We start from the raw sequence: 26490 nt of genomic DNA, 5'->3' as shown, positions 1-26490 counted from the left end.
AGTTCTAAATCTCAGGAGATTTAACCAAATCGATCCTTATTTTTCTTACTAAAGCGCTCTGCCAAAATCGACCCTAATATCAACTGCTGAAAATGGTACAACATCACCGGAAGCAAAATCAGCCCCAATAAAGCTGGGTCCGGGAAAATCACCTTTCCAATGACAACTCCATGTACCAGTGATTTTTTTGACCCACAAAACAAAGCTGTAATCCGATCGGCCAGGGAAAATCCAAAAAACCGACTAACCAATGAAATAGCTAACCAGATCAATATAAAAAGTCCTAACATGGTCAATGCGATTTGTATCAAGGTCCAAAGGGAATAGGGAGTAAATACCTTTTGGAAAAAGGAGTCCGAAAAAGCAGTGAAAACAATCAACATGATTACAGACTGATCCAAGTATTTCAGTTTGGCTAGGTGAGATTTGATCAAAGGATAAATCAACCCATGAAGTAAAATTCCCAAAATGACAGGAATGATCACTTTAATCGTTAAGTCCAAAAAAGTTGGCAAAAAGTCAACCTCACCTTGCCCCATTCCTTCAGCCAAGACTCCCATCCAAGCCGGCGTAATGACCACTCCCAAGAGGCTGGAAATACTCGCATTGAATATGGCCGCTGGAATATTTCCCCCTGCAATATTAACCATCACCACTGATGCACTAACAGTTGAAGGGAGAGCAGATAAATAACTGATTCCTAATTTAAAATCATCACCTATCCAAGGTAAAAATTGAAGAAGAAAGTAAACAAAAACAGGAAAAATCAAAAAAGTGAATACTTGAATAACTAGATGAAGTTTCCAATTGGACAAGCCTGATTTCAACTGCTGAGGATCCAATTTGACTCCGTAAAAAAAGAAAAGCAAGGCAATCCCAGTATTGATAAAAGGCTTCCAGCTGACAGGTCCTTGAGAACTTCCTATCTCAGGAAAAAGCCAAGCTAGAAATATCGCCAGCATTAAGCCCAGAAGGAAATTGTTGAAGCCGACTTTCTTTAGAAGGGTTTGGATTTTGCTCATGCGTAATTCTCCAGCCTTTTTAGATTATCACACAAAATCGCAGTTGCAATAGCAACATTTAAAGACTCTGCCTGACCAAAAGAAGGAATCGCCAGCTTTTGACTCACTCGATTCTCTATCGCTTTTGATACCCCGTTAGATTCATTTCCCATGACCAAAACTCCAGGTTGGATTTTCTGAAATCCATGAACATTTTCACCATCCATAAATGCTCCATAAACTGGACCTTGGTACTTTTCCAGCCAAGAAAGCAAATCTCCATAGCTAAAATCTATCCTGCAAAATGAACCCATACTCGCTTGGATAACTTTAGGGTTATAGAAATCAGCCGTTTGAGAAGAGAAGAGCAGTTTTCGAATTCCATACCAATCAGCGATACGAATGATGGTACCGAGATTTCCAGGATCCCGAACATCGTCCAATGCGATCATCCACTCTTCTTCTTCTGGTCTAATCGGAAGATTTTCTTTCATTTTCACCAAAGCCAAAGCCATATCATTGCTCTGATAGGACCCCATACTTTCCAGTTGCTTCTGAGTGACTTCCTGAACTTCTAAATCTAGTTTGAGAAGGAATCTCTCATGCTTTTCAAGAAATTGATCTGTGGCAAAAAGCGTTTCAGTCAAAAAATTAGAATTCAATACCTCCAACACACTTTTTTCTCCTTCGACAAAGAAGCGTTGAGAAGAATTTCGGTATTTCTTTTGATGTAAGGATTTTATAAACTTAACTGTATTTTTGCTAAGCATTCCGTTCGATTTATCCGTCTTGAGGTTCACCAAATATATACTTTTTCTTTCGCTGCTTGGATTTATTCAAGCCTGCTCACTGACCAAAAATTTGAAGGAGGGAGAATATGCACTTTTCGAAAATAACCTTGAAGGAGTCGAAAGAGCTGATGAGGAGGCTTTAGCAGGCTTGATTCAACCTGAAACCAATTTTCGTGTCCCTTTGCTTAATGTTTCTCCTGGTGTCAGTATTTATCGGGTAGGTAAATCGTTTTTTGACAGTGCTCGTGTCGCGAGGAAGATTACCGAAAAGGAACTGGAATTAGAAGAAATCAAAGCCCAACTTGATTCTCTTGGAGATGATCGGAAACTGTTGAAAAAGTCGGATAAAATTGAATCCCGAATCGAGTCTCTCAATCATAAAGCGGAATTTGGAAATGGTTTGATGCGGACAGGAAATCCCGTAGCCCTACTTGACTCTTCATTAATTGACCGAAGTATCAAAAACTTATCAGGTTTTCTTCAAAACAATGGGTTTTTTGATTCAAGGCTGGATTATGAAGTAAAAACCAAGGGTAAAAAAGCTTATGTAACCTATCGGGTAACAGAAGGAAGTCCTTACAAGATTGATTCTGTTTATTCCCGAACAGACAATGAAGGCATTAGAAATCTTCTCAATCGAAATAGCTCCAAAAGTTTCTTGAATGCAGGGAAGACCTATTCCCAAAATGATATCATTTCAGAACGAAATCGAGTTGAAGAACTACTCAAGAATAATGGCTTTTACATGTTTTCTAAGAGCTATCTCGAGTATTACGTATACACAGATTCAGTCAATAAAAAAGTACAGATTGAGCAGCGTTTTCAAAAACCGACTTTCGCAGAAAAGCATCGAGTTTATACCGTTGACAAAATCAATTTCCGAGTAAACCCACCTTCCAATGAATTTGCGGACAGACAAGTAAACAGGGAATTAAAAGGCATTGATTTCAATTTTTATAGAGATCGGTATTCAGAAAAAATCCTTGCCTCCCGAGTCCTCTTTAAAAAAGGAGAAGAATACAATCGAAATATTGTCATTGAGAGTCAAAAGCAGTTGAGCAACCTGGACCTATTTCGGTTTGTGAATATCACATTTGATACCCTCGGAAATTCTCTGACTGCAAACATTTTTACTCAACCTGCCCAAAAATATCAATTGACAAACCAGGTTGGTTTGAGTATCACCGAACAGCTTCCGGGGCCATTCTTTAGTACTTCACTTAGAAACCGAAATTTCTTCAGAGGAGGAGAAATTCTTGAATTTAATTTCAGAGCAGGTTTGGAAGGTGTTGCCTCAGCAACCAATCAAGGTGTTTACCAAAGTAGAGAATTGGGAGTTTCAGGTTCCGTGATTTACCCAAGATTCTTAATTCCTTTTGGAGGAAATAGGACTCTCGAAAAATTTGGGAGATATAATCCAAATACAAGGACTCAAATTGGCTACAATTACACAAATCGACCGGAATACACCCGTCAGGGTATCAATGGATTACTCTCTTACACATGGTCTACTTTGAGTAATCGGCAGCAGTTTACAATCAACCTAGCTGATATCAATTATATCAGAACACCTCGAATTACTCCAGAATTTGGACAAATCCTCCTTGATCTTGCCAATCAAGGAAATAACCTCATTTGGTCCTTTCTTCCCTCCTATGTGAGCAGTGTTTCTGGACAGGCAATTATTAATTTCAACCGTTATGGTGATTTCCAGAGCAGACCATCTTCTCTTTTAAGACTTTTTGTAGAAAGTGGAGGAACTCTCCTCAATTTCACAAACACAGAAAACATTAATGAAAACACTGAATTCGCAAATTTCCAATGGCTGAAATTACAGACTGATTTTCGTCGATATTATCCTTTAGATAGAAAACAAACGCTTGCTTATCGCTTGAATTTTGGAATTGCCCAACCCTATGGGGTCAGTAGTGGAATTTTACCTTATGAAAAATATTTCTTCGCCGGTGGGGGAACAAGCATTCGAGCTTGGCAAGCGAGACGATTAGGACCAGGAAGTTTTCAGCCCAGCCAGGGTGAAGGGGGCAAATATGATTACCCATTTGAGCAACCTTCTGAAATGATCATCGAATCCATGCTAGAATATCGAAGAAACTTGTATGGGTATTTTGATATGGCCTTATTCATTGATATCGGTAACTCATGGGTGATTGGAGTAGATCAAACGAGACCAGGCGCAGATTTTAGATTTGATCGTTTTTACAAGGAATTGGCAGTAGGCACAGGGATTGGGCTCCGTATGGACTTTGATTTTCTCGTCATCCGACTAGACCTTGCTACCAAAGCCATCGACCCATCAGAACCTGAAGGAGAGCGATGGGTGCTGGATAATATTTCATTTAATAGACCATTTGGTATCAAAGGGCAAACTGTTCTGAACTTTGGTATTGGATATCCATTTTAACCTCAACATGTCACGAAAAAATAAATCTGAGATAGCGGAAATCTACCAGGGAATGCAGGATTATATCTGCTCCGAACTGGAAAAATATGACGGAAAGGGTAAGTTTCGGGAAGATAAATGGGAAAGACCTGAAGGCGGAGGAGGTAGAACCCGAATTTTTGAAAATGGAGCAATCATTGAAAAAGGAGGAGTTGCCTTTTCGGCTGTTCATGGCCCAACGCCTGAAAAAATCCTTACCAAGCTTGGTTTAGAAAAGGCTGACTTCTTTGCAACAGGTGTCTCAATCGTATTGCACCCTCATAGCCCTATGGTGCCGATCATCCATATGAATATTCGGTATTTTGAAATGGAAAATGGGGTTCATTGGTTTGGAGGAGGAATTGATCTCACTCCACACTACATTGTACCAGAAGACGCTCGCTACTTCCATCAAAGGGTAAAAGAAACTTGTGACAAATTCGACCCAGAGTACTACACAAAATTCAAAACTTGGGCAGATGACTATTTTTTCCTGAAGCATCGGGACGAAACAAGAGGTGTGGGTGGAATCTTTTATGACAGGCTTTCTGGAAAAAATGATGCTCATTTTGAAGATATTTTACAATTCAGCCTGGCAATAGGAAGACTCTTTCCAGCAGTCTATGGATATTTTATGACTAAAAATTCAAAAATTCCATTTGGAGCAAATGAAAAGGCTTGGCAAAACTTGCGAAGAGGACGCTATGTAGAGTTTAATTTGGTTTGGGATGCAGGCACCAAATTTGGCTTAGATACCAATGGCCGTACGGAAAGTATCCTCATGAGTATGCCACCACAGGCAGAGTGGACCTATATGTATCAAGCTGAAATGGGAAGTCAGGAGGAGTTTACCCTTTCCCATTTGAAAAAGAATATTGACTGGCTAAATTTTCAATCATGATCGAATTTCTTGTTCACCTTGATGAGCAGCTTTTTATTTTTTTGAATTCCCATCATTGGGAATGGTTTGATCCGATTGTGGATCAATCCACCAAAACCATTACCTGGGTTCCCCTATTTGCATTTTTGATCTACAAAATCTACAAATACGATCCCAAGAACAGTTGGTGGGTTTTCGGTGGAGTTGCTTTGACCATCCTTCTGGCAGATCAAGCAACATCCACTTTGATGAAACCCTATTTTGAGCGACTTCGTCCTTGTCATGATCCTCGATGGGATGGATTGATTCATACTTATGGGCGCTGTGGCGGGCTATATGGATTTGCATCTTCCCATGCAGCCAATACATTTGGGATGACCACTTTTTTGAATTTCAAAATGAAAGGGAAACTCAAAGGTTTTGGATGGCTTTATTTGTATGCATTTTTTGTGAGTTATACGAGAATTTACCTAGGTGTGCATTATCCACTTGATTTATTGGTTGGCGCATTAGTAGGTGTTCTTGCTGCATGGATTTCATGGTTTTTGATCGTTATTGTAAAGCGTGAAATAGTCAAAAACCTTCTTCGATAATACAGCCAATTATAGAAGTTGGATATTTAAAACAAATCAGGTTAACTTTATCCTATCACCTTAAAAAAGACCTCATTATGAAAAAAGCAAAATCATTTCTATCCCTAATTCTCGCCTTTAGTTTCTTGAGTGCTGTCACTTTTACTTCCTGCGGAGGAAAAAAGGAAGGGGCAAATGAGACCGAAACTGAGCAAAGCAGCGAACATCCATCAGAACATCCTTCTGACAGCAGTGAACACCCTTCTGAACATCCAGCTGATAGTGAGCATCCAGCTGATACCACAAATTCCTAAATAAAAAAGAGGCCCCATTCGGAGCCTCTTTTTGTTTCATGCTCAATCAACTTTTCGACTTTCTCAAAAAAGAGAAACTGGAGTTAGCTTCCACTTCTTTCCCATCTATTTCCAAATATGGAAAAGCGATAAAATTTATAGGACCTGACTCAGGTCCTGGGTACACCTCCAAATCTCTTCCCCTACTCAACTCAATTCGGTTAGCTGGATGTCTTCCAAAATAATAAGTAGCTAAAGCCGTGTATTTATTAGCCTCAGAAATATCAACAGGCCACCACTTGCCCTCTGCATAAAATTCTGCCCAACAATGGTATCCATCTATTCCTCCTTCATCTCTATCTGAGGGAATTGAAGCCCCAATTGCAAATCTCGCTGGAATTCCGACGGAACGAGCCAATGAAATAAAGAACGAATGAAATTCCGAGCAATTTCCGGTTTTGGAATCACAAGCATAATTAGAATCTCCATTCCCATAATCCCCAAACTTCATATAGCGCATGTTATCGATAATGTAATCGTACAATGCTCTTGCTTGCATTAAATGAGAATCATTAATTTTTGGACCTAAAACTTCTTCGGCAATTTCTTCAAATCTCCCTCCTATAGGCATCAGGCGATTGGATACTAAGTATAAATCCGGATCTGGAGCAGGTGCCTCATAAGGTCCTTTTTCTCTTCTTTCCACTGAATAGGTAACTAGTACTTCTTTCCCACTGTCCTCAGGACCCAATTCCATATAAATGAATTGATTCCCAAACTTAGTATCCTCAATTTCTTGAGTTATACCGGCTAATTTCATGTCCAAAACTTGGACAGTTTGATAATGATCAGAAACAGCCACAGGAATCCACATTTTAGCTTTTCCAGAAAGATTTGGAACCTGAACTCGGTAATAAAACTCAAAAGAATCCGCACCTTCCACAATCCCTAAAAGCTGATTGGAAGATTGCTCTAAAGGAACCCTATACCAGGTTTTATCATCCTTATTTTGTTTCCATGAATAAAAAGGTTTCCCATTTAACTTATGAACTGTCGTTTGAGTAACAGTCATCTGTCCTGGTTGTCCTTCCATAAAAAAATCCACATCATAGACATCTCCGCTTTCATCAACCAAATCTACACAGGCAAAATGGCGCTCCGGACCAAGGTTTGAAAGGTATTCCGTGTGAACTCGAACCAACTTCATTTTGAGGTCATGTTCTTCATCTTTTACAGGAAATACACCGTCGTTCTCTTTGGTTTTTTCTGCTATAAATGCTTTGATTCCCTCCTCAATTTCTGCTATGGAAACTTTTTTAACAGCTGGAGGAGTCTCAGTAACTTCTTTCTGCGGTGCTTGGCATGCTATGGCAAAGAACACCAAGACAAAGAAGTACTTCAAACGGTTGAACCTTAACCTTATTTTAGAGTGAATTTCTTTCAATTTCATGCTCAAAAATAGATGAATTTCTAAGAAACATCCATTTCATGAACTCGCCAAAGATTCCAGCCTAGTATCTTGCAAGGAATCGTGAAGCAATTTTTAACTCCCGAAAAGTATAGCGCTTTTTATCCCGATGGGTACCCATGCGTTGAATGATATTTTGAAGAGAATCTAAGACTTCAAGGGTATGGGGCCCTTTGTTGATCATGATGCACTCTGCCATAGTAGCTTGGGAAGCGTCCGTGATTTCGGCACGAGTTGCTAAGCCGGATTTATGAAGAGTTTCCATCACTTGAGTCGCCCAAATAACCGGAACATGAGCGGCTTCGCATATCCAAAGAATCTCATCCTGCACCTCGCTCATCCGCTCGAATCCAACCTCCACCGCCAAATCCCCTCTTGCGATCATTACTCCAAAAAACGGACTTTTCATCCCTTCAAGAAGCAAGGCTGGAAGATTCCGAACGGCCAATGAAGTTTCGATTTTCAAAATAACCGAAGGGATATTCTCACCATATTTTTTCATCTCTGCCATCAAATTGGCAAGGTCCCTTGGCCGGTTAACAAAAGAATACCCAATCAAATCCGCATGCTTTACTGCAAAGGGGAGCACCTCTAAATCATAATCAGTAAGCGGATTGATCTTAATTTTAGAGTCAGGAAAATTGATCCCTTTTTCAGGTTTCAGGCTCGGCTTCTTTTTGATGATTTTTAAAACCCTAACTGAAACCAACTCATCATTGATTTTTTCTTCAATGATTCCCTGAATCTTCCCATCATCAATAAATACCCGCTCACCTTCTTTTAAATATTTGAGAACTTCTATCTCCGTAGGACTAATTACTAACTCTTTTTTGGGGTTTAATCCCTCATAGCTTGGCCCTAGAAATAGTAATTGTCCTTCTTGAATTGGAACCTGATCCCGTTTTTTCTGTTTACCGATGAATTTGGTCCGGATTTTTGGCCCTGCCAAATCCATATAAATTCGACAAGTCTTTTTAGTGATAGACTCTGCTTCTTGAATCAAATCCAAAACCTGGGTCCACTCTTTTTCGGTTTCATGAGCCAAATTAATTCTAGCTACAGTCATCCCTGCTCTCAATAAATCTGAGACAAAATCTACCGAATCAACCACCGTACTATCCAAAGTCACCATGATAGAAGGATGGTGGGGAACCGGGAAAGCAAAAAGATGAGAAACGTTTTCTGACAAAATCTCTCTTGACACCTGATAATTACAGGTAGCAAAATCTTTTTCTTCCAAAGAAACTCCTAATCGTTTTTCCACTGCTTGAACCTGATGGCGGATATGGCTTTCCGAATTGGAAAGGGCTGAGAGTCCCGCATTATGAAGCCGGAGTTGAAGGTCCCTGCGATCCGCCTGACGGAGAGTAAGATAATGGATCAGGTTTTTCCAAGAATTGAATTGCCTGGGATGGATATCATCCGAACACTTTCTCTTTCGCTCCACTTCAGCCACCATTTCTTTTTCCAAAGTGGAAAGCTCTAATCGAAGCGAATCCAAGTCAGTTTCCATACTGAGTCTGTTTTTATGCTCCAATCAATTCAAGTGCTCGCTGCAACTTATCCCCTACTTCACTTGCCAGTGGTTCTATGGCAGGATTTTGGACAGCTGCCATGGCTGCTGCAGGATTCATGATTGCAACCTCAAAATTATCCTTATCCAATTGACGAATAGTTACATTACAAGGTAATAGCACCCCAATATGAGGCTCTGCCGTCAATACTTTATCTGCAAAAACCGGATTGCATGCCCCCAAAATCAGATAGGGTGCATAGTCCTTATCCAACTTCTTTTTCATAGTTGCTTGCACATCAATTTCGGTCAAAACACCAAACCCTTCTGTTTTCAAGGCAGCTTCTACTTTTTCTCGAAGTTCTGCTATGGATGGGGATTTGATAGTAATGGATTGGAAATAGCTCATGGTTTTCTAGTTTATATTAAAATCTCAATGAAATTAGAAGAACAGACGTACAAAGTCGGTAACTATCCTCACTTGAGCCGCTAATTTCCTCGATTTACTGTCATTCAAAGGCGATTTTTGCAATCCCAAAAGGTGATTTTAATCACTTGGGGTTTTTAGGAAAAATGGGATTTTCGTAGCTAAATGTGGAAAATCCTCGCGCATAGCCTGTTTATCCCTCTGATTCTTCTCAATGGAATGGGTTACACCCTGATTCAAGTCCATTTTTATGCAGATCGTGAAGAAATCACAGCCCTGTATTGCGTCAATAAAGACAAACCGGAATTAGAGTGTAACGGACAATGTGAGCTTGGAAAGCGATTGAAAAAAGCTTCAGAGGCCCAGGAAAACGGCGAAGAAATCACCTTGGAAGAATTAAATCTTCAATATTTGCCGATCCCAGAATCCAGCCTCGCATTATCCAAAAGAGCGGTTTTCCCGATTATTCAAAACTCATACCCTTACCTCACAAACGGCAGGGATATAATGGTTGACTTTTTTCATCCTCCCCAGCAATCCTGATTTATTCATTCAGATTACTCTATATCCCTTTGGCAAAAGCTAAATGGGGAATGGAATTCTATTACCACAAATCAAGGATTTAATGAAAAATCTATCAATTAAATTATACATACTTAGCCTATTCCTGACATTTCAATTTTTGGGAATATCAGAGGTTTTTGCACAGGAAAAAATTAACCTACGGCTACAAGATGAAGATCAAAAAATTCCCATTGTCGGAGCTACTTATCGCTTTGGCGATCAAAAAGGAATTTCTGATATCGAAGGACTAATCAGCTTGGATTACAGAGAAAACACAATCCTTTATCTCAATCATTTAAGTTATGGAGCCTGGTTTTTGACTCCAAGTGAAGTTATTACAGCTTCCCAATCAGGAATTATTTCCAGAAAGGAAACCATGCTTGGACTGCAACCTGTGTCTATCATTTCTATCAAAATGACGGAAGAAAAGGACAAGAAAATCATTCTTTCAGATCAAGAGCGGCTTCATCATGATGCAGGAGCCATTCTAATGCTTAATCCTGCCGTATCCGGAATCCGAAAGTCAGGAAGCTTCGCTTTTGATCCTGTAATGCGAGGATTCAAATATGACCAATTGAATGTGGTCATCAATGGTATTCAAACAGCAAATGCTGCCTGTCCAAATCGTATGGACCCTCCTACTTCTCAGGTGGCTTTGAATCGAATTAAGCAGGTAGAAATTCTCAAGGGACCGCATGCCCTCCGATATGGGATAGGATTGGGAGGAACAATCAATTACATCCCAGAAAATCCTGAATTCACTTCCGAAGCAGGAACTTATGGAAGGTTTTCTAGCCTATACGAGTCCAATGGAAATATTTGGAGAAATGAAGGTAGGGTGGGCTTTCAGGGAGCTAATTATGACATAGGAGTCTTGGGGAGTTATTCTACAGGTGAGGATTACAAGGATGGAAATGGAAATCTCATCCCCTCAAATTTCAAAAGAGGAACAGTAGGTCTTTATGGGGATATTCAGGTTACCAAAAAAGATCTCATTCAGCTTTCTGTCAACCGGAATTTCGCTAGAGATGTGGACTTCCCTTCCTTAGCCATGGATCTCCGAACGGATGATACCTGGATGACGAGTTTGTATCACACTAGATCCTTACATGGCCAAAATCTAGTTTCTTGGACAAATTCCATGTACTTCACCAAGGTGGATCATTTGATGGATAACTTACTTCGGGATCTTAATCCAAGAATGGTCAATGCATCAACCCCAGCAAGTACCCAAAATTGGGGATTACGATCTGAAGGAACCTGGCAATTCGATCAAGCTAAACTTTATGCTGGTTTGGATTATCGTTCTGAAAGTGCTGACGGCAGTCGGACACGGGAAATGCTAATGGGACCAATGGCAGGAAAAACCTTTATTGATCCGGTGTGGCAGAATTCTCAAATCAATAAAACAGGAATTTTTGCTAACTACACCTTCCCTATTGGGGCATACACTTTCACTGCCTCCGGAAGATTGGAAGTCAATCAGGCTCAGGCTCATGATCCGGCTGAAGAGTTCACTCAACTCAATGAAGAGGTGGTGAATACCCAGGTAAATCCTGGAATCAGTATTGGAATTCAGAGGAATTTGGGGGGGAATTTCAGTACAGGAATATGGGCGGCTTCTGTCAGAAGAAGTGGAAGCCTCTTAGAACGCTACATCAATTTCCTTCCCGTGGGTTTGGATCCTTGGGAATTAGTGGGAGATCCTCAAATCAACCCTGAGACAAACAATCAATTGGATTGGGTTTTAGGTTTTGAAAAAGGAGGGATTTTCGCTGAAATGACGATTTTTGGATCTTATCTGACAGATTATATTTCATCGGTTAAAACAGATCTTTCCCCTCGCCTTCCAAGTAGTCCAGGAGTAAGGCGCTATGTCAATTTCGACAAAGCTGTAAAAACTGGATTGGAATTTTCCTTCCATCAGAAAATCAGCAGCCGATTCAGTCATTCATTGGATCTTGCTTATACCTATGCGCAGGATTTAGAACGAGATGCTCCCCTTCCGGAAGTTGCTCCTTTGGATGTACGATACCGATGGATGGGGCAATTCTTAGACGGAAAATTGCATTCGGGATTGAGCTTGCGAATGGTTTCCCAACAGAATCGAGTTTCGGAAGCTTTCGGAGAGGCTGTTACCCCAGGATTCACCCTCATCGATTGGGATATCAGTTATCCTTTAGGGGACAAATTCTTCATCAAAGGCGGAGTGCAAAACCTATTAGACAAAGCTTATTATGAACATCTGAGCAGACCGATTGGATCGGATAAAATGCCGATGTATGCACCGGGGAGAAATTTCTTCCTCATGGTGAGTTTCAAATTCCCCTAATTGTCAAAAATCAAAAAGAGCCTGCTAAAACAGGCTCTTTTTCTTTAAATTCTTTCCTATTCAATCATGTCTAGAGCCTTCTCTCGCTTTGAAAATATGTAGGACGGCAGGGAAAATTGCATCCAAGGATTCAGAAGCTCCTTTGGTAGAACCTGGTACGCCCAAAATCAAGGTGTTTTTGATCATTCCTGCAATAGATCGGGAAAGCATAGCCAAAGGAGTTCGCTGCTGCCCATAATTTCGCATAGCTTCCTCGATTCCAGGAACTCGTTGTTCGATAATATCAGATAAAGCTTCAGGTGTTACATCCCTAGGAGACAAGCCTGTTCCTCCAGTAAAAATCACTAAATCTATACCCTCTTCCACAGCTAGCAAGGCTTTCTCTTCAATCTGAATTTTTTCATCCGGGATCACTTCCAAATCATCTACTTCTACTCCAAAACTTCTAAGTTTCTCAGCAATCATTCTTCCTGCTGTATCTTCATTTTCACCTGCAGAAATAGAATCAGAACATACAATCACAGCTGCTGTCAAATGCTTTTCTGACAATTTTTTGAAATCAGATTTACCTCCCTTTTTCTCTACCAGTTTTATCTGCTCTATGCTAATTCCTTTGTCTATAGGTTTCAGCATATCATACATGGTCAAAGCAACTACCGAAGCGGCATGCATGGCTTCAACCTCCACTCCTGTCTTGTAAACAGTATGAATTTCACACAAAATCCGAATCTCCATCTCACTGATTTCATAAGAAATCCCTGTGAATTCAACAGGAAGTGGGTGGCAATCGGGAATCATATCGGCCGTTCGCTTCGCAGCAAAAAGTCCCGCAACTCGAGCACATTCGAGAACATCTCCTTTAGGCACTGTTTTTTCTCGAATAGCTTGAATGGTTTCCGGCAAACTCACCTTTACAATAGCCTGTGCAATGGCTTTTCGAAGCGTGGTACTTTTATGGGTAATCTGAATCATCAGTCAAATATTAGCTTAATCAAATCTAGGACTAAGCTCTAACTTTTCAGGTATGGAACAAAAAATATTCAACAGAAGGTAAAATCCTTTACTAATCCTTAACAAAGAGCTTGTCAACAAACTAGCTTAATTCCATATCCCCGGATATTCAAAATCTGAATTTCCGGGTCGCCTTGAAGCTTTTTTCGAAGCTTGGTGATGAACACATCCATACTTCGGGCATTGAAAAAATCATCGGACCCCCAGATTTGATTCAAAATCAAGGTTCGATCCGTAATCTCATTGGCATGCTCCAATAACATCTGTAGTAATTGACTTTCCCGCGCGGTTAGCGGTGTCTCTGATTCATCCAATTTCAAGACCTGCTTGGTCGGATGAAACTCATACTTGCCTAAAGCGATCCAATCACTTTGATTTTGACGAGTACGAAGTTTATCTAAGTGGGCCTTGATTCTAACAATCAATTCCTCCATGCTAAATGGCTTACGCACATAATCATTAGCACCAATTCCAAAGCCTTTGACCACATCCTCAGTCTGGCTTTTGGAAGTAAGGAAAATAATTGGCGTGTAGGGGTCAATTTTTCGGATTTCTGCTGCCAAGGAAAAACCATCTTTTTTCGGCATCATCACATCCAAAACCAGAATATCCGGTTTATTTTTTTGATAGCTATCCCAGGCAATTTGTCCATTTTCACATAGACTCACTTTGAAATCTCTACTTTCTAGACTTTCCTGTATAATCATTCCCAATGCCAGCTCATCTTCGGCCAGCAATACATGAATCTTGCTCATGGCCAATAGGTAATAAAGGTGGTTAAATTTTTTCCGGTTTCCAGTTGGATTTTCCCTTCATGCTTTTCAATAATCTTTCGGACATAATACAAGCCAATTCCGAAACCCTTCACATCATGCAAATCCCCTTTTGGAATACGATAAAACTGCTCAAAAACCCGTTCTTTCTGTTCGGAACTGATATTTCCTCCATTATCCCGAATCCGAATTTTATTAAGCCCATTTTGATCCAAACAAACCTTGATTTCATTTCCTCCATATTTGACAGCATTATCGATGAGGTTAGAAATGGCATTTTCAAAATGAAATGGGTCAACCATCATGGTTTTTGGATGAGCTGGCAGAATTAATTCCAAATGCTTTTCGGGTGCCAAAGTCTGAAACTTCTGAACCAATTGTCTTAAGATAGGCTCGGGCTCGATGGGTTCTTTTTTCAAAACCAACTGATCTGTGTCTAAGGTAGCTGTCTCCAATAGCTTTTCGACCATCTGATTCAGTTTATGCATTTGAGTCTTCGAAATACCCAAATATCGACTGGTCTTAGCGGGATCATTTTCTGGATTGAAATGCTCCACTCCTTCAATCGCAGAAAGAGTAGTTGCTATGGGGGTTTTGAATTCGTGGGTAATATTCGAAATCAAATCTTGCTTGATCTCAGCAATTTCTTTTTGGTTTTTGATCGTTTGATAGAGATAATAAAATGCATAAGCAATAATCCCCAAAAAGACCAAGGCTGTCAAAATTTCAACAGCCCCTCGTTTTAAAACGGTCAGGGCTGTATTTTCAAAATACATCTCCAATCGTTGTCCTACTGGGAGAAAAGTAGATCTTGAAACGGTTTTAAAAGGCATTTTAGGAGTTTCAGCAAGTAGAAGACTGTCTTCTTCTTTTTCTCCTGTCAAATGAATCAATCGATAATTGATATCTATCCCTCTTCTATCCAATTCCTCAAACAGAAAGGCATTGATTTTATCAAAATCCAGGCTGTCTCGAGTGATGGAAACAATAATCTTACTGGTCAAAAATTCTAGCCTATCAATACTATCCGCATTGGTTTTCCCCATGAAGATTTGCAAGTCATTGTCTTGATCGAGGGCGATTTTTCGTGCAGTATCCAAAATGACAAAACTAGAGGATGAATCATGTTTAGCACCGTTCCAAAACAAAGAATCTAATCCTCCATTTTCAGCATTTTCAATCGCTTTAAATAATCGGGTACTATTTCCGACTCGGTCAATAAAGCTACCTACACTATCGAGATTATTAATCTTTACCCTTGTGACACTTGAGCGGGTTTTAGCAGAGTCATTGGTTTCAGTGGTAATGGACTTGAAATCCGTCAGGGTGATGACATCTGTTTTGGCAAGTTCAGCATAATAATTTTCAACCGCATTATCCAGACACTCTTGAATATCACCTTGCAATTGGGTTTGAATCAATTCAAACTCAGAAGCAATACGCCAAGCCTGAACAGCCACTGCTACTAAGAGTGTAACTCCGATTAAAATTCCGATTCGCTTGAATTCCAGCTTTTTCACAATTCAAAGTTAAGAGTATAAAATAGCCAAAAAACGGGGGTTAACACTCGTTAACAGTGCTTAACGGATTGTTTTCTGCTAACTTTATTGATTTGCTAAAAAAACAGAAACACGATGAAGACGAAACTACTTATTCTACTTGCCTTTATGATGGGGAGCGTTAGCTCGGTCCTTTCTCAGGGTCTTACCGGAAGAGCCTATTACAAATCCTCCTCCTCATTCAGGTTTGAAATGGATTCAACTCAGATGAACCCAGATCAAATGGCGGAAATCCAAGCTCAACTTAAAAAACAAATGGAGCGGGAATATGTACTCTCCTTTACTCCAATCGAGTCTAACTGGAAACAAGTAGAAAGCTTGGGTGGTGGTCCAGCTACCGCTTCCTCCGGAGGAATGCAAATTGTCATCAATACCGGAAGTCAAGACCGTATCCTTTATAAAAATATCGCCGAGCAGACCTATGAACAGGAGCAAGATGTGATGGGAAAAGACTTTCTGATCAAAGATGTACTGGAGCCTGCTGAATGGGAATTGACTGGTGAAACCAAGCAAATCGGAGATTATACTGCCCAAAAGGCGACGTACACCCGAATTGTGGACTCCCAGCGCTTTTCAACCGGAATGACCGAAATGGAAGCTGTGAAAGATACTTTAGAAGTTACCGCTTGGTTTACTCCTGAAATCCCTGTTCCACATGGTCCTGAGAATTACTTCGGCCTGCCTGGATTGATTTTGGAGTTGAACAATGAAGGTCGGGTACTTATCTGCGAACGAATTGAATTGAATCCATCAGCCGAACCAGTTGCTATTGTCCGACCTGACCGTGGAAAAGTAGTAACTCGAGAAGAATTCCGAGCAATTCAGGAGGAAGGAATGAAGCAAATGATGAATCGCTATCAAGGGAAGCCGGGCGATGGCAACCGATTCACTATCCGAATAAGCAACTAAGCAAAAGCCAAAAAAAGATCTATAAACTAAACCAACTATGCTTTTTTTGAAACGATTGCTTTTGCTCTCTTTTTTCGCCGGAATAGTGATTCCAGCATGGGGACAAGGGAAAGCCTTAACCGGAAGAGTTTTGGATTCCCTTGACCGCCCCATACCCTACGCCAACGTGGTTGCCATCAACCAATCCACTCAGAAAATCGGCGGGTTCGGAATTTCCAATGATGAAGGAAAATTCAAGATTACTTTGAATCCCGGATCTGAATACCTTTTACGAGTTTCATTCGTAGGCTATCGACAGTTTGAATTGTCCGTGACTGAATGGGATTCAGAAACTCCTTTTTTGATCACCTTAGAACAAGCCGATACAGAATTAGGAATGATAGAGGTCGTCTCCGAACTACCCGTCACCATGAAGGGAGACACCTTGACATACAAAACAGAAGCTTTTACCACCGGGAATGAGCGGAAATTAGAAGATGTACTCGAAAAACTCCCCGGCTTCCAAGTGGATGAAAACGGTGAGGTAAAAGTGCAAGGAAAAAAAGTCGATAAAGTCTTAGTGGATGGAAAAACCTTCTTTGATGGAGACACCAAATTGGCAACTAAAAACCTACCTGCGAATGCCGTAGACCGCGTTCAGGTTTTAAAAAATTTCAATGAGGTTTCCCCTATTCGTGGTTTGGATAATAATGAAACCCTTGCTTTGAACATCCAATTGAAGGATGGGAAAAAGAATATGGTTTTTGGAGATTTGGAAGCAGGAGGAGGACCTAAAGAACGATACCTGGGACATGCCAATGCCTTTTACTATGCCCCAAAACTCAATCTTAACTTAATTGGAGGAAGCAATAACGTAGGCGAGCAAACTTTCACACTTCAGGATTATTTTCGATTCAATGGAGGGTTGGCAGGACTAAGTTCCCGATCAGGTTCACGTGTTCAACTAAACGGGGATGATATTGGTATCCCACTAGCCAATCGAACGAATGCAGCCCAACTCAACACCCATTTGGGAGCACTCAATTTCAATTACACTCCAAGCAGAACTTGGAGACATGCCGGCTTCCTCATTGGCTCTGCTTCCAAAAATAAATTAGGCAGCAACTCTTTCCGCACCTATTTGAATTCTGGAGAAAATGTCCAGGAAACCCTTGCCTCTGCAAGTGAAGTTGAGAATGCATCAGCTTTGGGAAAATACTCCCTGACCTATACGCCCAAGGAAGAAACTTATGTTCGATACAGTGCTTTTGGAAAAATTTCAGACATCAGCAATATCAATTTACTTCAGTCTAATTTTGGTCAAAACCAGCAAAATCTGGCATCTATTAACTCTCGGAACCCTTATGCTATTCAGCAAAAATTCGAATGGTATCATGCCCCTTCCGAAAGACACGTTTTCTCCACAGAGTTGAATTGGGAACGAAAATTCACTGATCCAATTTTTGATCTAACTACGAATCTGAAGCCGATACTAGGTTTGGCAATCATTCCGGATGCAGAGCAATATCGATTGATTCAATCCCAGGAACTTCGAACCGGAACCTTGGAGGGAGCATTCAATTATTACTACATCCTCAACCCCACCAATCATTTGAATTGGTCTTTAGGATACCAGCAATTCAAGCAAAAATTGGAAGGGGAATTGAATCAGGATGGTTCCGATGAAGAATTCCAAGCCTTTGACAATCAGAACGAATTTGGCTTTCAGGACCTGTATGTGGGAATGACTTGGAAAACCAAGTGGAAGAAATTCATCATCAGTCCATCAATTTTTGCTCATCGCTACACCTGGCAGGATCAGCAATTTGAGAATGAACTTTCTTACCGGAAAATTCTGGCTTTGCCGGGACTCTATGCCAAATGGAATATCAAATCCAACCGTTCACTAACCTATCGCTATCAGGTAGAAGCCAATTTTATGGATATCCAAAAATTAGCTCAGGGACTAGTTTTACAGGATTACAATGCGGTTTTTCAGGGAAATCGAACTTTGGACAATGGGCTTTTTTCCAATCACAACTTGAGTTACAATCATTTCGACATGTTCTCTGGACTGACTGTTTTTGGGAACATGAATTACCAACGAAAGCGGGATGAAATCGTGACTTCTACGGATTTTGCGGGGATCAATCGCCTCCTCTCTTTGCAAAATATTGAGCCTGTTAATGAAACTTTGAATGGGGATATTCGCCTAGACAAGGCCTTGAATAAATTTAAATTCGAAGTCGGTGGAAACTGGAATGCCTTTTCAACCAACTTGCTTCTGGATGATCTCCCGGCGCAGAATAAGCAATTTTCACAAACCTATGACACCAAGCTAACGACGACCTTTTTTAAGGTTTTGGAAGTGGATTTTGCCTATTCTTTCACTACCAATCGCTATAATTCAGGAAATCTTGAAAACACATTTACAACACATAGCCCAAGAATTGAAATAGATTTGGACATTTTCAAGGGGCTGAAATTGAATGCGGATTATACTTACAACACCTACCTAAATCGGGCCGCAGGAACTCAAAGCGATTTTGACTTCTTAAATGCCTTTTTGACTTATCGAGGAAAAAGTAGCCCTTGGGAAATAAAAGTTTCCGTATGGAACCTGCTTGACACACGATCTATTCGTAGAGATAGCTTTAATGAAAACCTCATTAGTACTTTCTCTTACCTGGTTCAACCGAGATACGGATTGCTTACCTTAAAGTACGATCTGTAAAGAAAAAATCCTTTCCATTCTTCCTCTCTTTCCAGGGTGGTAGAATGGAATTTCTTTTTCCTGATTTTTAACTGACTTCTATCATTTTTTTTACAAAAAATAATCAGGCTTCGATAGCTATTTATACCCTTTTTTTGAAACAAAAACGACCATGAATGACCTCGAAATAGCCAAATCCGTCAAACCCATGCCCATTCGCAAAATCACAGAGAGGCTTGGGATTCCGGATGAGGACTTTGAAATCTATGGACGCTGCAAAGCCAAGCTATCCTTAGACATAATTGACGAAGAAAAAATCACCCAATCCAATCTGATTTTAGTTACTGCCATCACTCCTACTCCCGCAGGAGAAGGAAAAACCACCGTCACCATTGGCTTAACCGATGCACTAAATCAATTAGAAAAAAATACCATCGCAGTTATCAGAGAGCCAAGTTTGGGTCCTGTGTTTGGAATCAAAGGAGGCGCAGCTGGAGGAGGTTGGTCGCAGGTCATTCCTATGGAGGATATCAACTTGCATTTTACTGGGGATTTTCATGCAATTGAAAAAGCCAATAATCTTCTATCTGCCCTGATTGATAATAATATTCAAAGTAAAACCAGAAACCTTGGCATTGATCCCCGAACCGTTTTGTGGAAGCGAGTCATGGATATGAATGACCGGGCACTTCGTGGAATCGTTACTGGTCTAGGAGGAAAAACCGGTGGAATTCCTCGAGAAACCGGATTCAATATCACTGCAGCCAGCGAGGTAATGGCTATCCTTTGCATGAGCAAAGACTTGGAAGATCTAAAAAAGCGTTTTGCTAGTATTTACGTTGGTGATCGCTTTGATGAAAGCCCTGTGTATGCAGGTGACCTGAAAGCAGAAGGGGCTATGGCTACTTTGATGAAAGAAGCTATCAAGCCTAATTTGGTACAGACTTTGGGACATCACCCTGCTTTGATTCATGGCGGCCCTTTTGCCAATATCGCACAGGGAACCAACAGCATCATCGCTACAAAAATGGGCCTGAGCTTAGGGGATTATGTTGTGACTGAGGCGGGTTTCGGTTCCGATCTTGGAGCTGAAAAGTTTTTCAATATCAAATGTCGCGAAGCAGGTATTTCTCCAAAAGCAACAGTTCTAGTTGCGACCATTCGCGCATTAAAATACCACGGAGGAAAACCACTTAAGGAACTGACTTCAGAGGATCTAGAAGCATTGGAAAAAGGGTTGCCGAATTTGTTGCATCACTTAGAAAGTCTTAGAAGTTTTGGGATTCCAGTAGTAGTAGCCGTAAATGTCTTTAGTAGTGATACAGCAGCCGAAAAGCAGCTACTGTTGGAATATTGTGAGAATTTGGGTATTCCTGTGGCTTTGAGTGAGGGATGGGAAAAAGGCGGAGAGGGCTGTCTTAATCTTGGCAAACTTGTCATTAAAGCTGCTGAAAATTGCCAATACAAATTCAAGCCGACCTATGCATTGGATGATTCGGTAGAAGAAAAAATTAAGAAAGTCAGCCGAACCATCTATGGTGCATCCGGAGTAGTTCTTTCAGCGAAGGCTCAAAGCCAACTCAAGAAAATCGATAGGCTGGGATATAATCACCTACCTGTCTGCATCGCCAAAACCCAGAAAAGCATCAGTGATCAAGAAAAGTTAATCGGAAGGCCCCGTGATTTTAAGATTACCATTCGGGAATTCGAGATTGCTGCAGGTGCGGGTTTTTTGATTCCAATTGCAGGTGAAATTCTAAGGATGCCAGGCCTATCCGAAACCCCAGCCGCGGAGCAAGTAGATATCTCACCGGATGGAGTAATTTCAGGGTTGTTTTAAAATAAAAAGGAGCTACGATAATTAAAATCGTAGCTCCATCATTTTCAAGTCGGGGTGACAGGATTTGAACCTGCGACCACACGCCCCCCAGACGTGTACGCTAACCGGACTGCGCCACACCCCGAATTAATACTTCTAATTTTCAAGTACTGAAAATCAATTCTATTAAACTTTTAGCTAATTCAACTCTTCTTTAAGATTTGAACATGTAACCATTCTTCCAATCAGGATACACTAACCGTCCCGATACATATCGTGATGCGTCACACCCCGCTAAAAGAAAATAGAGAAATTTTGAAAGAAAGGTGCCTCCCTATTTTAAATCTCTCCTTTGCGGGAGGCAAATCTAAAAGATTCAAAGAAAAAATCCATTTTAGCTATGAAATTATAGCTATCCCAAAAAGGAAGAAAAAGTACTAGTGAGAGATTTTATCTTTGAAGATAATTGAGGCAGTCTCTCCCTGACAGCAGGATCCACAAAGGGTCACATTAGTCTTATTTCTGCTTGCTGTACGGAGAGCTTCAGAACCGTTATTAAAAGGACCTAAATAATCCCTATTGATCGCATTTGGAATTTGAGGACAATCGCGATCGTGAATTTCAAATAAATTATCCTGATTAGGTTCAGAGGAGATATAAAAGAATTTCATAGTCTGATTAAATTTCAAGCAAAAACAGACCCCTAAATTACGGATCTAAAAAACACGAAAACATCCCCTAAAATGGGTATTTTTCGGGGGTTTAATTTCAATTTTTCACTCCTATTCTGATTTCACTTTGTCTCATGGGCATGGAATCAATCTTTCTAAAAATCCAATCCCAATCAAATTCTGATTGTTTCCCGGAAGCTTTTACACCTCCATCCAACCCAATGAGATACCATTGACTTCCACCTTTTTCCTTGTTTTTTACTTTTAAAAATGAATCTTTTTCGAGATCGATTTCCTCTGAATTCTGAACGAGATTTTGACCCTCAAATCGCACAATCAGGAGCTTCCTTTCTGAAATCTTGCTTTCATATTCTTTAAAGTCCACACAAGAATCTTCAGAACAATCAAAAAATAATAGAATCCGCTTTTCCCAGCGAAAATCCTTCAAGCCTTTCGGCTGAGAAATATCCAAACTTAAAACCATCAACAAAGGGATAAGAAAGTTCATGTTTTGAAAACATCCGAATCATCCGAATGTTTGTTACAACAACCGCTCAAGCAGTTCCTCCCATTCCCTATCCAAGGAATAAGTAGGCCGCTCCTCACCTGCTATTCGATACCAATAATCTGCATTCCAGAGGTCTCCTTCCTTTCGATGAAGGTAGGCATGAACCCTGGCCGAAAGCTTTCCTGAAAGATGATCAACCTGAGAATGTGCCATGTCCCAATTCCCATGAAAATCCCACCATAAGGCTAATAATTCAGGTGAAAAAGAAGGATCTGGTTGTTCCAACCTTTTGAATTGCTGAACATTCATTTAGATATGATTTTGATGAATTGTCATTTTTTTAGACAAATTCTAAAAATTAAGCCTGAAAAGCCTAGTAATATTATCAGTTTTTAAAAAAAACTTGTGCAAAAATCACAAAACAGAAAATATTTTACCAGTTGGCTGGAAAGTTAGAAGTCCTATATTTGCCAAATTATTTATCCAAGGAGTCAAAAGAAAAAAATAAATGGAAAACTTAATCTACATTTTACCAGCTTTTGGGGTAATCGGATTAGCCTATATGTTCTATTTAAGAACATGGGTAAACAAGCAAGATCAGGGTGAAGAAAACATGAAAAAGCTTGCTGGTTACGTCAAAGAAGGAGCTATGGCATTCTTAGCAGCTGAATACAGAATGCTATCCATTTTCGTTGTCGTAGCGGGAATTCTGCTAGGTATTGTTTCAATGTTGGTTGAAACTACCCATTGGTTCATCGTTGTGGCCTTTGTAATCGGAGCAGTATTCTCAGCTATTGCCGGTAACATCGGGATGCGAATAGCAACAGACGCCAATGTAAGAACAACACAAGCTGCAAGAACCAGCTTACCAAAAGCCCTTCAGGTTTCATTTAGAGGGGGTACCGTTATGGGTCTTGGTGTTGCGGGATTGGCCGTATTCGGTCTTTCTTTACTGCTTGCACTTCTCGTTCAATTTTTCATTACCGGTGAGCAATCATTCTACATGGAAATGACTATCGTTCTTGAAACACTTGCCGGTTTCTCGCTAGGTGCTGAATCCATTGCCCTTTTTGCTCGTGTGGGAGGAGGTATTTATACTAAAGCCGCGGATGTAGGTGCTGACTTGGTTGGTAAAGTAGAGGCTGGAATTCCAGAAGATGACCCACGTAACCCTGCTACAATTGCAGATAACGTAGGTGATAACGTCGGTGATGTTGCCGGAATGGGTGCTGACCTTTTCGGTTCTTACGTAGCCACCATGTTGGCAGCAATGGTATTAGGTAATTACCTGATTAACGATATCAACAATGGCTCACCAATGAATGACGCCTTTGGCGGAATGGGGCCAATCCTATTACCAGTTTTGATTGCCGGTATCGGTATCATTTTCTCTATCGTAGGTTCTTGGTTTATCAAGATTAGTGACAACAATGCAAAAGAAGCACAAGTACAGGCGGCATTGAATAAAGGAAACTGGGGATCGATCATCTTAACAGGTATTGCTTCTTATTTCATCATTGATTGGATGCTACCTGCAGAAATGCAAATGACATTCTTCGGTAAAGGTTTGCAAACCGTAAGTTCATTCAACGTATTTGCTGCCGTATTAATAGGCTTAGCCGTTGGAGGTTTGATTAGCTACTTTACAGAATACTATACCGGAATGGGCAAAAAGCCTGTGATGACCATTATTCAAAACTCATCTACAGGAGCTGCAACCAATATCATCGCAGGCCTTTCTCAGGGTATGATGTCCACTTTCGCACCAGTACTTCTTTTTGCCGGTGCAATCTGGGGAGCATATGCTTTCGCAGGTTTCTACGGGGTAGCGATTGCTGCATCTGCCATGATGGCTACCACAGCAATGCAGTTGGCTATCGATGCCTTCGGTCCAATTGCTGATAATGCAGGTGGTATCGCCGAAATGAGTGAATTACCAAAAGAAGTACGAGAGCGAACAGATATTCTTGACTCTGTTGGAAATACTACTGCAGCAATTGGTAAAGGTTTTGCGATTGCTTCTGCAGCCCTGACAGCGCTTGCTCTTTTTGCAGCTTACGTAACCTTTACAGGAATTGATGGAATTAACATTTTCAAAGCCCCTGTTCTTGCTGCTCTTTTTGTCGGAGCGATGATTCCAGTAGTATTTTCCGCACTGGCAATGAGCTCTGTAGGTAAAGCGGCAATGGCAATGGTCAAGGAAGTACGACGTCAGTTTAGAGAGATCCCTGGTATCATGGAAGGTAAAGCAGAACCTGAGTACGACAAGTGCGTAGAGATCTCGACGACTGCTTCTTTGAAGGAGATGATGCTTCCTGGTTTATTGACTATTGTTTCTCCAATCTTAATCGCGTTTTTAACACAACTTACGACAGGAGATACCATGCTTGCTGCTGAGGTTCTTGGTGGATATATGGCAGGTGTTACAGTTTCTGGGGTAATGTGGGCTATCTTCCAAAACAATGCTGGTGGTGCATGGGATAATGCAAAAAAATCATTTGAAGCCGGTGTAATGATAGATGGACAAATGACCTTCAAAGGTTCGGAAGCTCACAAAGCAGCTGTAACCGGAGATACTGTCGGAGATCCATTTAAAGATACATCTGGTCCATCCATGAACATCTTGATCAAGTTGACCTGTTTGGTAGGATTAGTAATTGCTCCATTACTATCTTCTCATGATTCTCATGGGGAAATCGCAGATGCCAAAGTAGTCGAAGTCAAAAAAGAAATCAAGTACGAAGACGGAAAGAAGATCGTCACTGAAACCAAAACGGTGGTGAAATAATTTATTTCAACCTTTTTGGAAAGGCTACCATTTTGAAAATGGTAGCCTTTTTTTGTTTTCAATAATTCTCATCTATTTGTAATAAGGTGTTTTAAGTATCGAAAATTTCAACACTATCTGGGATGCCCTAGCCCAAAAGCAGGAGACTTTTTTTTAATTTAAGCTTATGAAGAAACTCCTCCCCTTGCTGATATTTCTGTTATCAGCTTCCTGTACGGTACAAAAAATTCAGAAATCTTTTTCAAAATCTGATGTTTTTGAAAAAGGACATCTGGGATTTATGTTGGTGGATCCTGCAAAAGAAAAACCGCTGGTAGCCATCAATGAAGACAAGTACTTTATTCCAGCATCAAATACAAAACTCTTCACCTTTTATACTGCCTATACTGTTTTGGGAGATGGCTTGGTGAATGGGCTCAACTATCTGGAAAGAGGAGATTCTTTGATTTTTTGGGGAACAGGTGATCCGAGCCTATTGCATCCGGATTTTAAGAATGATAAGGTCATCGAGTTTCTGAAATCCAGCAACAAGGGGCTCTATCTTCTTGATAATTTTGATCAGGTTAATGCCTTTGGCCCAGGATGGGCTTGGGATTGGTATCCGTACTACTATGCTACCGAACGATCGGCTTTTCCCATTTATGGAAATGTAGTGCGCTTTAATTCTAAGATGGATGCAAGTCTTTTTTCAATTTACCCAGAGCGATTTAAGCCTCTTTTAACAGCCAAGCAAACGAATGATTGGAGTGGATTTAGGTTTAGCAGAGAAAGGTTTGAAAACAAATTCACCTATGAGATTTCAGATGAAATTGAAATGGAGGAATTCGAGCGGGATATTCCTTTTATCACTTCAGCAGAATTGACCGCTCAAATGCTCAGTGAGGTTTTGGATAAAAAAATCACAGCTATCAAAAACGACCGATATTTCAATTTTGACCCTATAAAACTTGAAACTGCACCAGCAGACAGCCTTTATGCCCAGATGATGAAAATCAGTGATAATTTCCTGGCCGAACAATTATTGCTACTTGTCTCTGATCAATTAAACAACCACCTGAGCACAAGAGAGGCTATTGATTATGCAAAGGAAAACCTATTGGAAGATCTACCAGATGAACCGATGTGGTATGATGGTTCTGGTCTCTCTTCCCGAAATATGTTTACTCCCAGATCCATTATTGCTCTTTTGGGAAAAATACGAGAACAAGTTCCTTTAGAGAAAATTGAAGCCTACTTTCCAGCTGGAGGAGAATCGGGCACGATCCGAAATTGGTATCCATCAGACCCGGGTCAACCTCCGTACATTTATGCAAAAACAGGAACTCTCAGCATGTCCAATGCCCTAAGTGGTTACCTCATCACCAAAAGCGGGAAAATCCTTCATTTCTCCTGCTTGATGAATAATTACCAAATTCCCTCTAATGATCTCAAAAAGGAACTTCAAAAAGTGCTATACCTCATCCATGATACCTACTAGAC

General features: G+C 40.6%; 22 protein-coding genes and 1 tRNA gene. 11 read left to right on the top strand and 12 right to left on the bottom strand.

All coding sequences use genetic code 11. The features are described from left to right. Positions 1–20: 20 nt before the first annotated feature. Both E4S40_RS00495 and E4S40_RS00490 read right to left on the bottom strand, forming a co-directional pair. Entirely contained in the window at positions 21–1022 is a 1002-nt protein-coding gene (locus E4S40_RS00495) for a bile acid:sodium symporter family protein (protein ID WP_135069252.1), read from the bottom strand. Continuing rightward, entirely contained in the window at positions 1019–1771 is a 753-nt protein-coding gene (locus E4S40_RS00490; RefSeq protein WP_135069249.1) for a TrmH family RNA methyltransferase, read from the bottom strand. The genes E4S40_RS00495 and E4S40_RS00490 overlap by 4 nt, the downstream gene beginning before the upstream one ends. Between E4S40_RS00490 and tamL the strand changes: the two genes are divergently transcribed. The 4 genes from tamL (at position 1761) to E4S40_RS00470 (ending at position 5998) form a co-directional block, all read left to right on the top strand. Next, positions 1761–4214: a translocation and assembly module lipoprotein TamL gene (tamL, locus tag E4S40_RS00485; RefSeq protein ID WP_449353865.1), complete on the top strand. Its 2454-nt coding sequence runs from the start codon at positions 1761–1763 to the stop codon at positions 4212–4214. The two genes, E4S40_RS00490 and tamL, sit on opposite strands and share 11 nt — an antisense overlap. A 7-nt stretch (positions 4215–4221) precedes the next feature. Continuing rightward, complete coding sequence (gene hemF, locus E4S40_RS00480; protein WP_135069243.1) at positions 4222–5133, top strand: oxygen-dependent coproporphyrinogen oxidase; 912 nt, start codon at positions 4222–4224, stop codon at positions 5131–5133. Next, positions 5130–5705 carry a phosphatase PAP2 family protein gene (locus tag E4S40_RS00475; RefSeq protein ID WP_135069240.1) on the top strand — a complete coding sequence of 192 codons (576 nt, stop codon included), beginning with the start codon at positions 5130–5132 and terminating at the stop codon, positions 5703–5705. Before hemF ends, E4S40_RS00475 begins: the two co-directional genes overlap by 4 nt. A 77-nt stretch (positions 5706–5782) precedes the next feature. After that, the gene (locus E4S40_RS00470) at positions 5783–5998 is read left to right on the top strand and encodes a hypothetical protein (protein ID WP_135069237.1); all 216 of its coding nucleotides are present in this window, start codon (positions 5783–5785) and stop codon (positions 5996–5998) included. A gap of 46 nt (positions 5999–6044) precedes the next feature. On the opposite strand, the gene E4S40_RS00465 is transcribed toward E4S40_RS00470, so the two are convergent. The 3 genes from E4S40_RS00465 to E4S40_RS00455 all read right to left on the bottom strand — a co-directional run bounded on the left by E4S40_RS00465 (position 6045) and on the right by E4S40_RS00455 (position 9367). Beyond that, positions 6045–7427, bottom strand: coding sequence for a transglutaminase-like domain-containing protein (locus tag E4S40_RS00465; RefSeq protein ID WP_135069234.1), 1383 nt, complete (start codon positions 7425–7427; stop codon positions 6045–6047). A 61-nt stretch (positions 7428–7488) separates the two neighbouring features. Beyond that, positions 7489–8958 carry a pyruvate kinase gene (locus tag E4S40_RS00460; protein ID WP_135069231.1) on the bottom strand — a complete coding sequence of 490 codons (1470 nt, stop codon included), beginning with the start codon at positions 8956–8958 and terminating at the stop codon, positions 7489–7491. A gap of 13 nt (positions 8959–8971) precedes the next feature. Further along, on the bottom strand, positions 8972–9367 hold the full coding sequence (locus tag E4S40_RS00455; protein WP_135069228.1) for a DUF302 domain-containing protein: 396 nt from the start codon (positions 9365–9367) through the stop codon (positions 8972–8974). Between the two features lie 183 nt (positions 9368–9550). Here E4S40_RS00455 and E4S40_RS00450 point away from each other — a divergent pair, with 183 nt between their 5' ends. Next, positions 9551–9928 (top strand): hypothetical protein, encoded by a 378-nt coding sequence (locus E4S40_RS00450; RefSeq protein ID WP_135069226.1) that lies wholly within the window; start codon positions 9551–9553, stop codon positions 9926–9928. A gap of 82 nt (positions 9929–10010) precedes the next feature. Then, positions 10011–12281, top strand: coding sequence for a TonB-dependent receptor plug domain-containing protein (locus E4S40_RS00445; protein ID WP_135069223.1), 2271 nt, complete (start codon positions 10011–10013; stop codon positions 12279–12281). 60 nt (positions 12282–12341) lie between these two features. Here the strand turns inward: E4S40_RS00445 and moaCB are convergent, their stop codons facing one another. The 3 genes from moaCB to E4S40_RS00430 form a co-directional block, all read right to left on the bottom strand. Then, a complete protein-coding gene (gene moaCB / locus E4S40_RS00440) occupies positions 12342–13253 on the bottom strand; it encodes a bifunctional molybdenum cofactor biosynthesis protein MoaC/MoaB (protein WP_135069220.1) in 912 nt (303 codons plus the stop codon). Between the two features lie 113 nt (positions 13254–13366). Then, entirely contained in the window at positions 13367–14047 is a 681-nt protein-coding gene (locus E4S40_RS00435; protein ID WP_135069217.1) for a response regulator transcription factor, read from the bottom strand. Next, positions 14044–15585: a sensor histidine kinase gene (locus tag E4S40_RS00430; protein ID WP_135069214.1), complete on the bottom strand. Its 1542-nt coding sequence runs from the start codon at positions 15583–15585 to the stop codon at positions 14044–14046. The genes E4S40_RS00435 and E4S40_RS00430 overlap by 4 nt, the downstream gene beginning before the upstream one ends. A gap of 114 nt (positions 15586–15699) precedes the next feature. On the opposite strand from E4S40_RS00430, the gene E4S40_RS00425 reads away from it, so the two are divergent. From E4S40_RS00425 to E4S40_RS00415, 3 genes are all read left to right on the top strand, one after another. Next, a complete protein-coding gene (locus E4S40_RS00425; RefSeq protein WP_135069211.1) occupies positions 15700–16533 on the top strand; it encodes a GLPGLI family protein in 834 nt (277 codons plus the stop codon). A gap of 37 nt (positions 16534–16570) precedes the next feature. Continuing rightward, positions 16571–19246, top strand: a complete 2676-nt coding sequence (locus E4S40_RS00420) for a carboxypeptidase-like regulatory domain-containing protein (RefSeq protein ID WP_135069208.1) — start codon at positions 16571–16573, stop codon at positions 19244–19246. Between the two features lie 151 nt (positions 19247–19397). After that, positions 19398–21065 carry a formate--tetrahydrofolate ligase gene (locus E4S40_RS00415; RefSeq protein WP_135069205.1) on the top strand — a complete coding sequence of 556 codons (1668 nt, stop codon included), beginning with the start codon at positions 19398–19400 and terminating at the stop codon, positions 21063–21065. Between the two features lie 49 nt (positions 21066–21114). Here E4S40_RS00415 and E4S40_RS00410 read toward each other — a convergent pair. From E4S40_RS00410 to E4S40_RS00395, 4 genes are all read right to left on the bottom strand, one after another. Further along, a tRNA-Pro gene (locus E4S40_RS00410) sits at positions 21115–21189 on the bottom strand. Positions 21190–21481: 292 nt separating this feature from the next. Continuing rightward, positions 21482–21715 carry a hypothetical protein gene (locus E4S40_RS00405; protein WP_135069202.1) on the bottom strand — a complete coding sequence of 78 codons (234 nt, stop codon included), beginning with the start codon at positions 21713–21715 and terminating at the stop codon, positions 21482–21484. A 97-nt stretch (positions 21716–21812) separates the two neighbouring features. Beyond that, positions 21813–22223 (bottom strand): DUF4174 domain-containing protein, encoded by a 411-nt coding sequence (locus E4S40_RS00400; RefSeq protein WP_135069199.1) that lies wholly within the window; start codon positions 22221–22223, stop codon positions 21813–21815. 33 nt (positions 22224–22256) lie between these two features. Beyond that, positions 22257–22532 carry a hypothetical protein gene (locus tag E4S40_RS00395; RefSeq protein ID WP_135069196.1) on the bottom strand — a complete coding sequence of 92 codons (276 nt, stop codon included), beginning with the start codon at positions 22530–22532 and terminating at the stop codon, positions 22257–22259. A 199-nt stretch (positions 22533–22731) separates the two neighbouring features. Here E4S40_RS00395 and E4S40_RS00390 point away from each other — a divergent pair, with 199 nt between their 5' ends. After that, positions 22732–25011 (top strand): sodium-translocating pyrophosphatase, encoded by a 2280-nt coding sequence (locus E4S40_RS00390; protein WP_135069193.1) that lies wholly within the window; start codon positions 22732–22734, stop codon positions 25009–25011. A 166-nt stretch (positions 25012–25177) separates the two neighbouring features. Further along, entirely contained in the window at positions 25178–26488 is a 1311-nt protein-coding gene (locus E4S40_RS00385; protein WP_135069190.1) for a D-alanyl-D-alanine carboxypeptidase, read from the top strand. The last annotated feature ends 2 nt before the right edge of the window (positions 26489–26490 follow it).

Origin of the sequence: Algoriphagus kandeliae (assembly GCF_004571135.1) — a bacterium.
GTDB lineage: Bacteria > Bacteroidota > Bacteroidia > Cytophagales > Cyclobacteriaceae > Algoriphagus > Algoriphagus kandeliae.
Note: the sequence above shows the minus strand (reverse complement) of the source record. Positions and strands in the feature narration are given on the sequence as shown.

What these genes read in the sequence shown, in the direction of transcription:
- E4S40_RS00495 (WP_135069252.1), bottom strand. Translation starts at nt 1,022, where the DNA reads ATGAGCAAAATCCAAACCCTTCTAAAGAAAGTCGGCTTCAACAATTTC.
- E4S40_RS00490 (WP_135069249.1), bottom strand. Translation starts at nt 1,771, where the DNA reads ATGCTTAGCAAAAATACAGTTAAGTTTATAAAATCCTTACATCAAAAG.
- hemF (WP_135069243.1), top strand. Translation starts at nt 4,222, where the DNA reads ATGTCACGAAAAAATAAATCTGAGATAGCGGAAATCTACCAGGGAATG.
- E4S40_RS00475 (WP_135069240.1), top strand. Translation starts at nt 5,130, where the DNA reads ATGATCGAATTTCTTGTTCACCTTGATGAGCAGCTTTTTATTTTTTTG.
- E4S40_RS00470 (WP_135069237.1), top strand. Translation starts at nt 5,783, where the DNA reads ATGAAAAAAGCAAAATCATTTCTATCCCTAATTCTCGCCTTTAGTTTC.
- E4S40_RS00465 (WP_135069234.1), bottom strand. Translation starts at nt 7,427, where the DNA reads ATGAAATTGAAAGAAATTCACTCTAAAATAAGGTTAAGGTTCAACCGT.
- E4S40_RS00460 (WP_135069231.1), bottom strand. Translation starts at nt 8,958, where the DNA reads ATGGAAACTGACTTGGATTCGCTTCGATTAGAGCTTTCCACTTTGGAA.
- E4S40_RS00455 (WP_135069228.1), bottom strand. Translation starts at nt 9,367, where the DNA reads ATGAGCTATTTCCAATCCATTACTATCAAATCCCCATCCATAGCAGAA.
- E4S40_RS00450 (WP_135069226.1), top strand. Translation starts at nt 9,551, where the DNA reads ATGTGGAAAATCCTCGCGCATAGCCTGTTTATCCCTCTGATTCTTCTC.
- E4S40_RS00445 (WP_135069223.1), top strand. Translation starts at nt 10,011, where the DNA reads ATGAAAAATCTATCAATTAAATTATACATACTTAGCCTATTCCTGACA.
- moaCB (WP_135069220.1), bottom strand. Translation starts at nt 13,253, where the DNA reads ATGATTCAGATTACCCATAAAAGTACCACGCTTCGAAAAGCCATTGCA.
- E4S40_RS00435 (WP_135069217.1), bottom strand. Translation starts at nt 14,047, where the DNA reads ATGAGCAAGATTCATGTATTGCTGGCCGAAGATGAGCTGGCATTGGGA.
- E4S40_RS00425 (WP_135069211.1), top strand. Translation starts at nt 15,700, where the DNA reads ATGAAGACGAAACTACTTATTCTACTTGCCTTTATGATGGGGAGCGTT.
- E4S40_RS00420 (WP_135069208.1), top strand. Translation starts at nt 16,571, where the DNA reads ATGCTTTTTTTGAAACGATTGCTTTTGCTCTCTTTTTTCGCCGGAATA.
- E4S40_RS00415 (WP_135069205.1), top strand. Translation starts at nt 19,398, where the DNA reads ATGAATGACCTCGAAATAGCCAAATCCGTCAAACCCATGCCCATTCGC.
- E4S40_RS00405 (WP_135069202.1), bottom strand. Translation starts at nt 21,715, where the DNA reads ATGAAATTCTTTTATATCTCCTCTGAACCTAATCAGGATAATTTATTT.
- E4S40_RS00400 (WP_135069199.1), bottom strand. Translation starts at nt 22,223, where the DNA reads ATGAACTTTCTTATCCCTTTGTTGATGGTTTTAAGTTTGGATATTTCT.
- E4S40_RS00395 (WP_135069196.1), bottom strand. Translation starts at nt 22,532, where the DNA reads ATGAATGTTCAGCAATTCAAAAGGTTGGAACAACCAGATCCTTCTTTT.
- E4S40_RS00390 (WP_135069193.1), top strand. Translation starts at nt 22,732, where the DNA reads ATGGAAAACTTAATCTACATTTTACCAGCTTTTGGGGTAATCGGATTA.
- E4S40_RS00385 (WP_135069190.1), top strand. Translation starts at nt 25,178, where the DNA reads ATGAAGAAACTCCTCCCCTTGCTGATATTTCTGTTATCAGCTTCCTGT.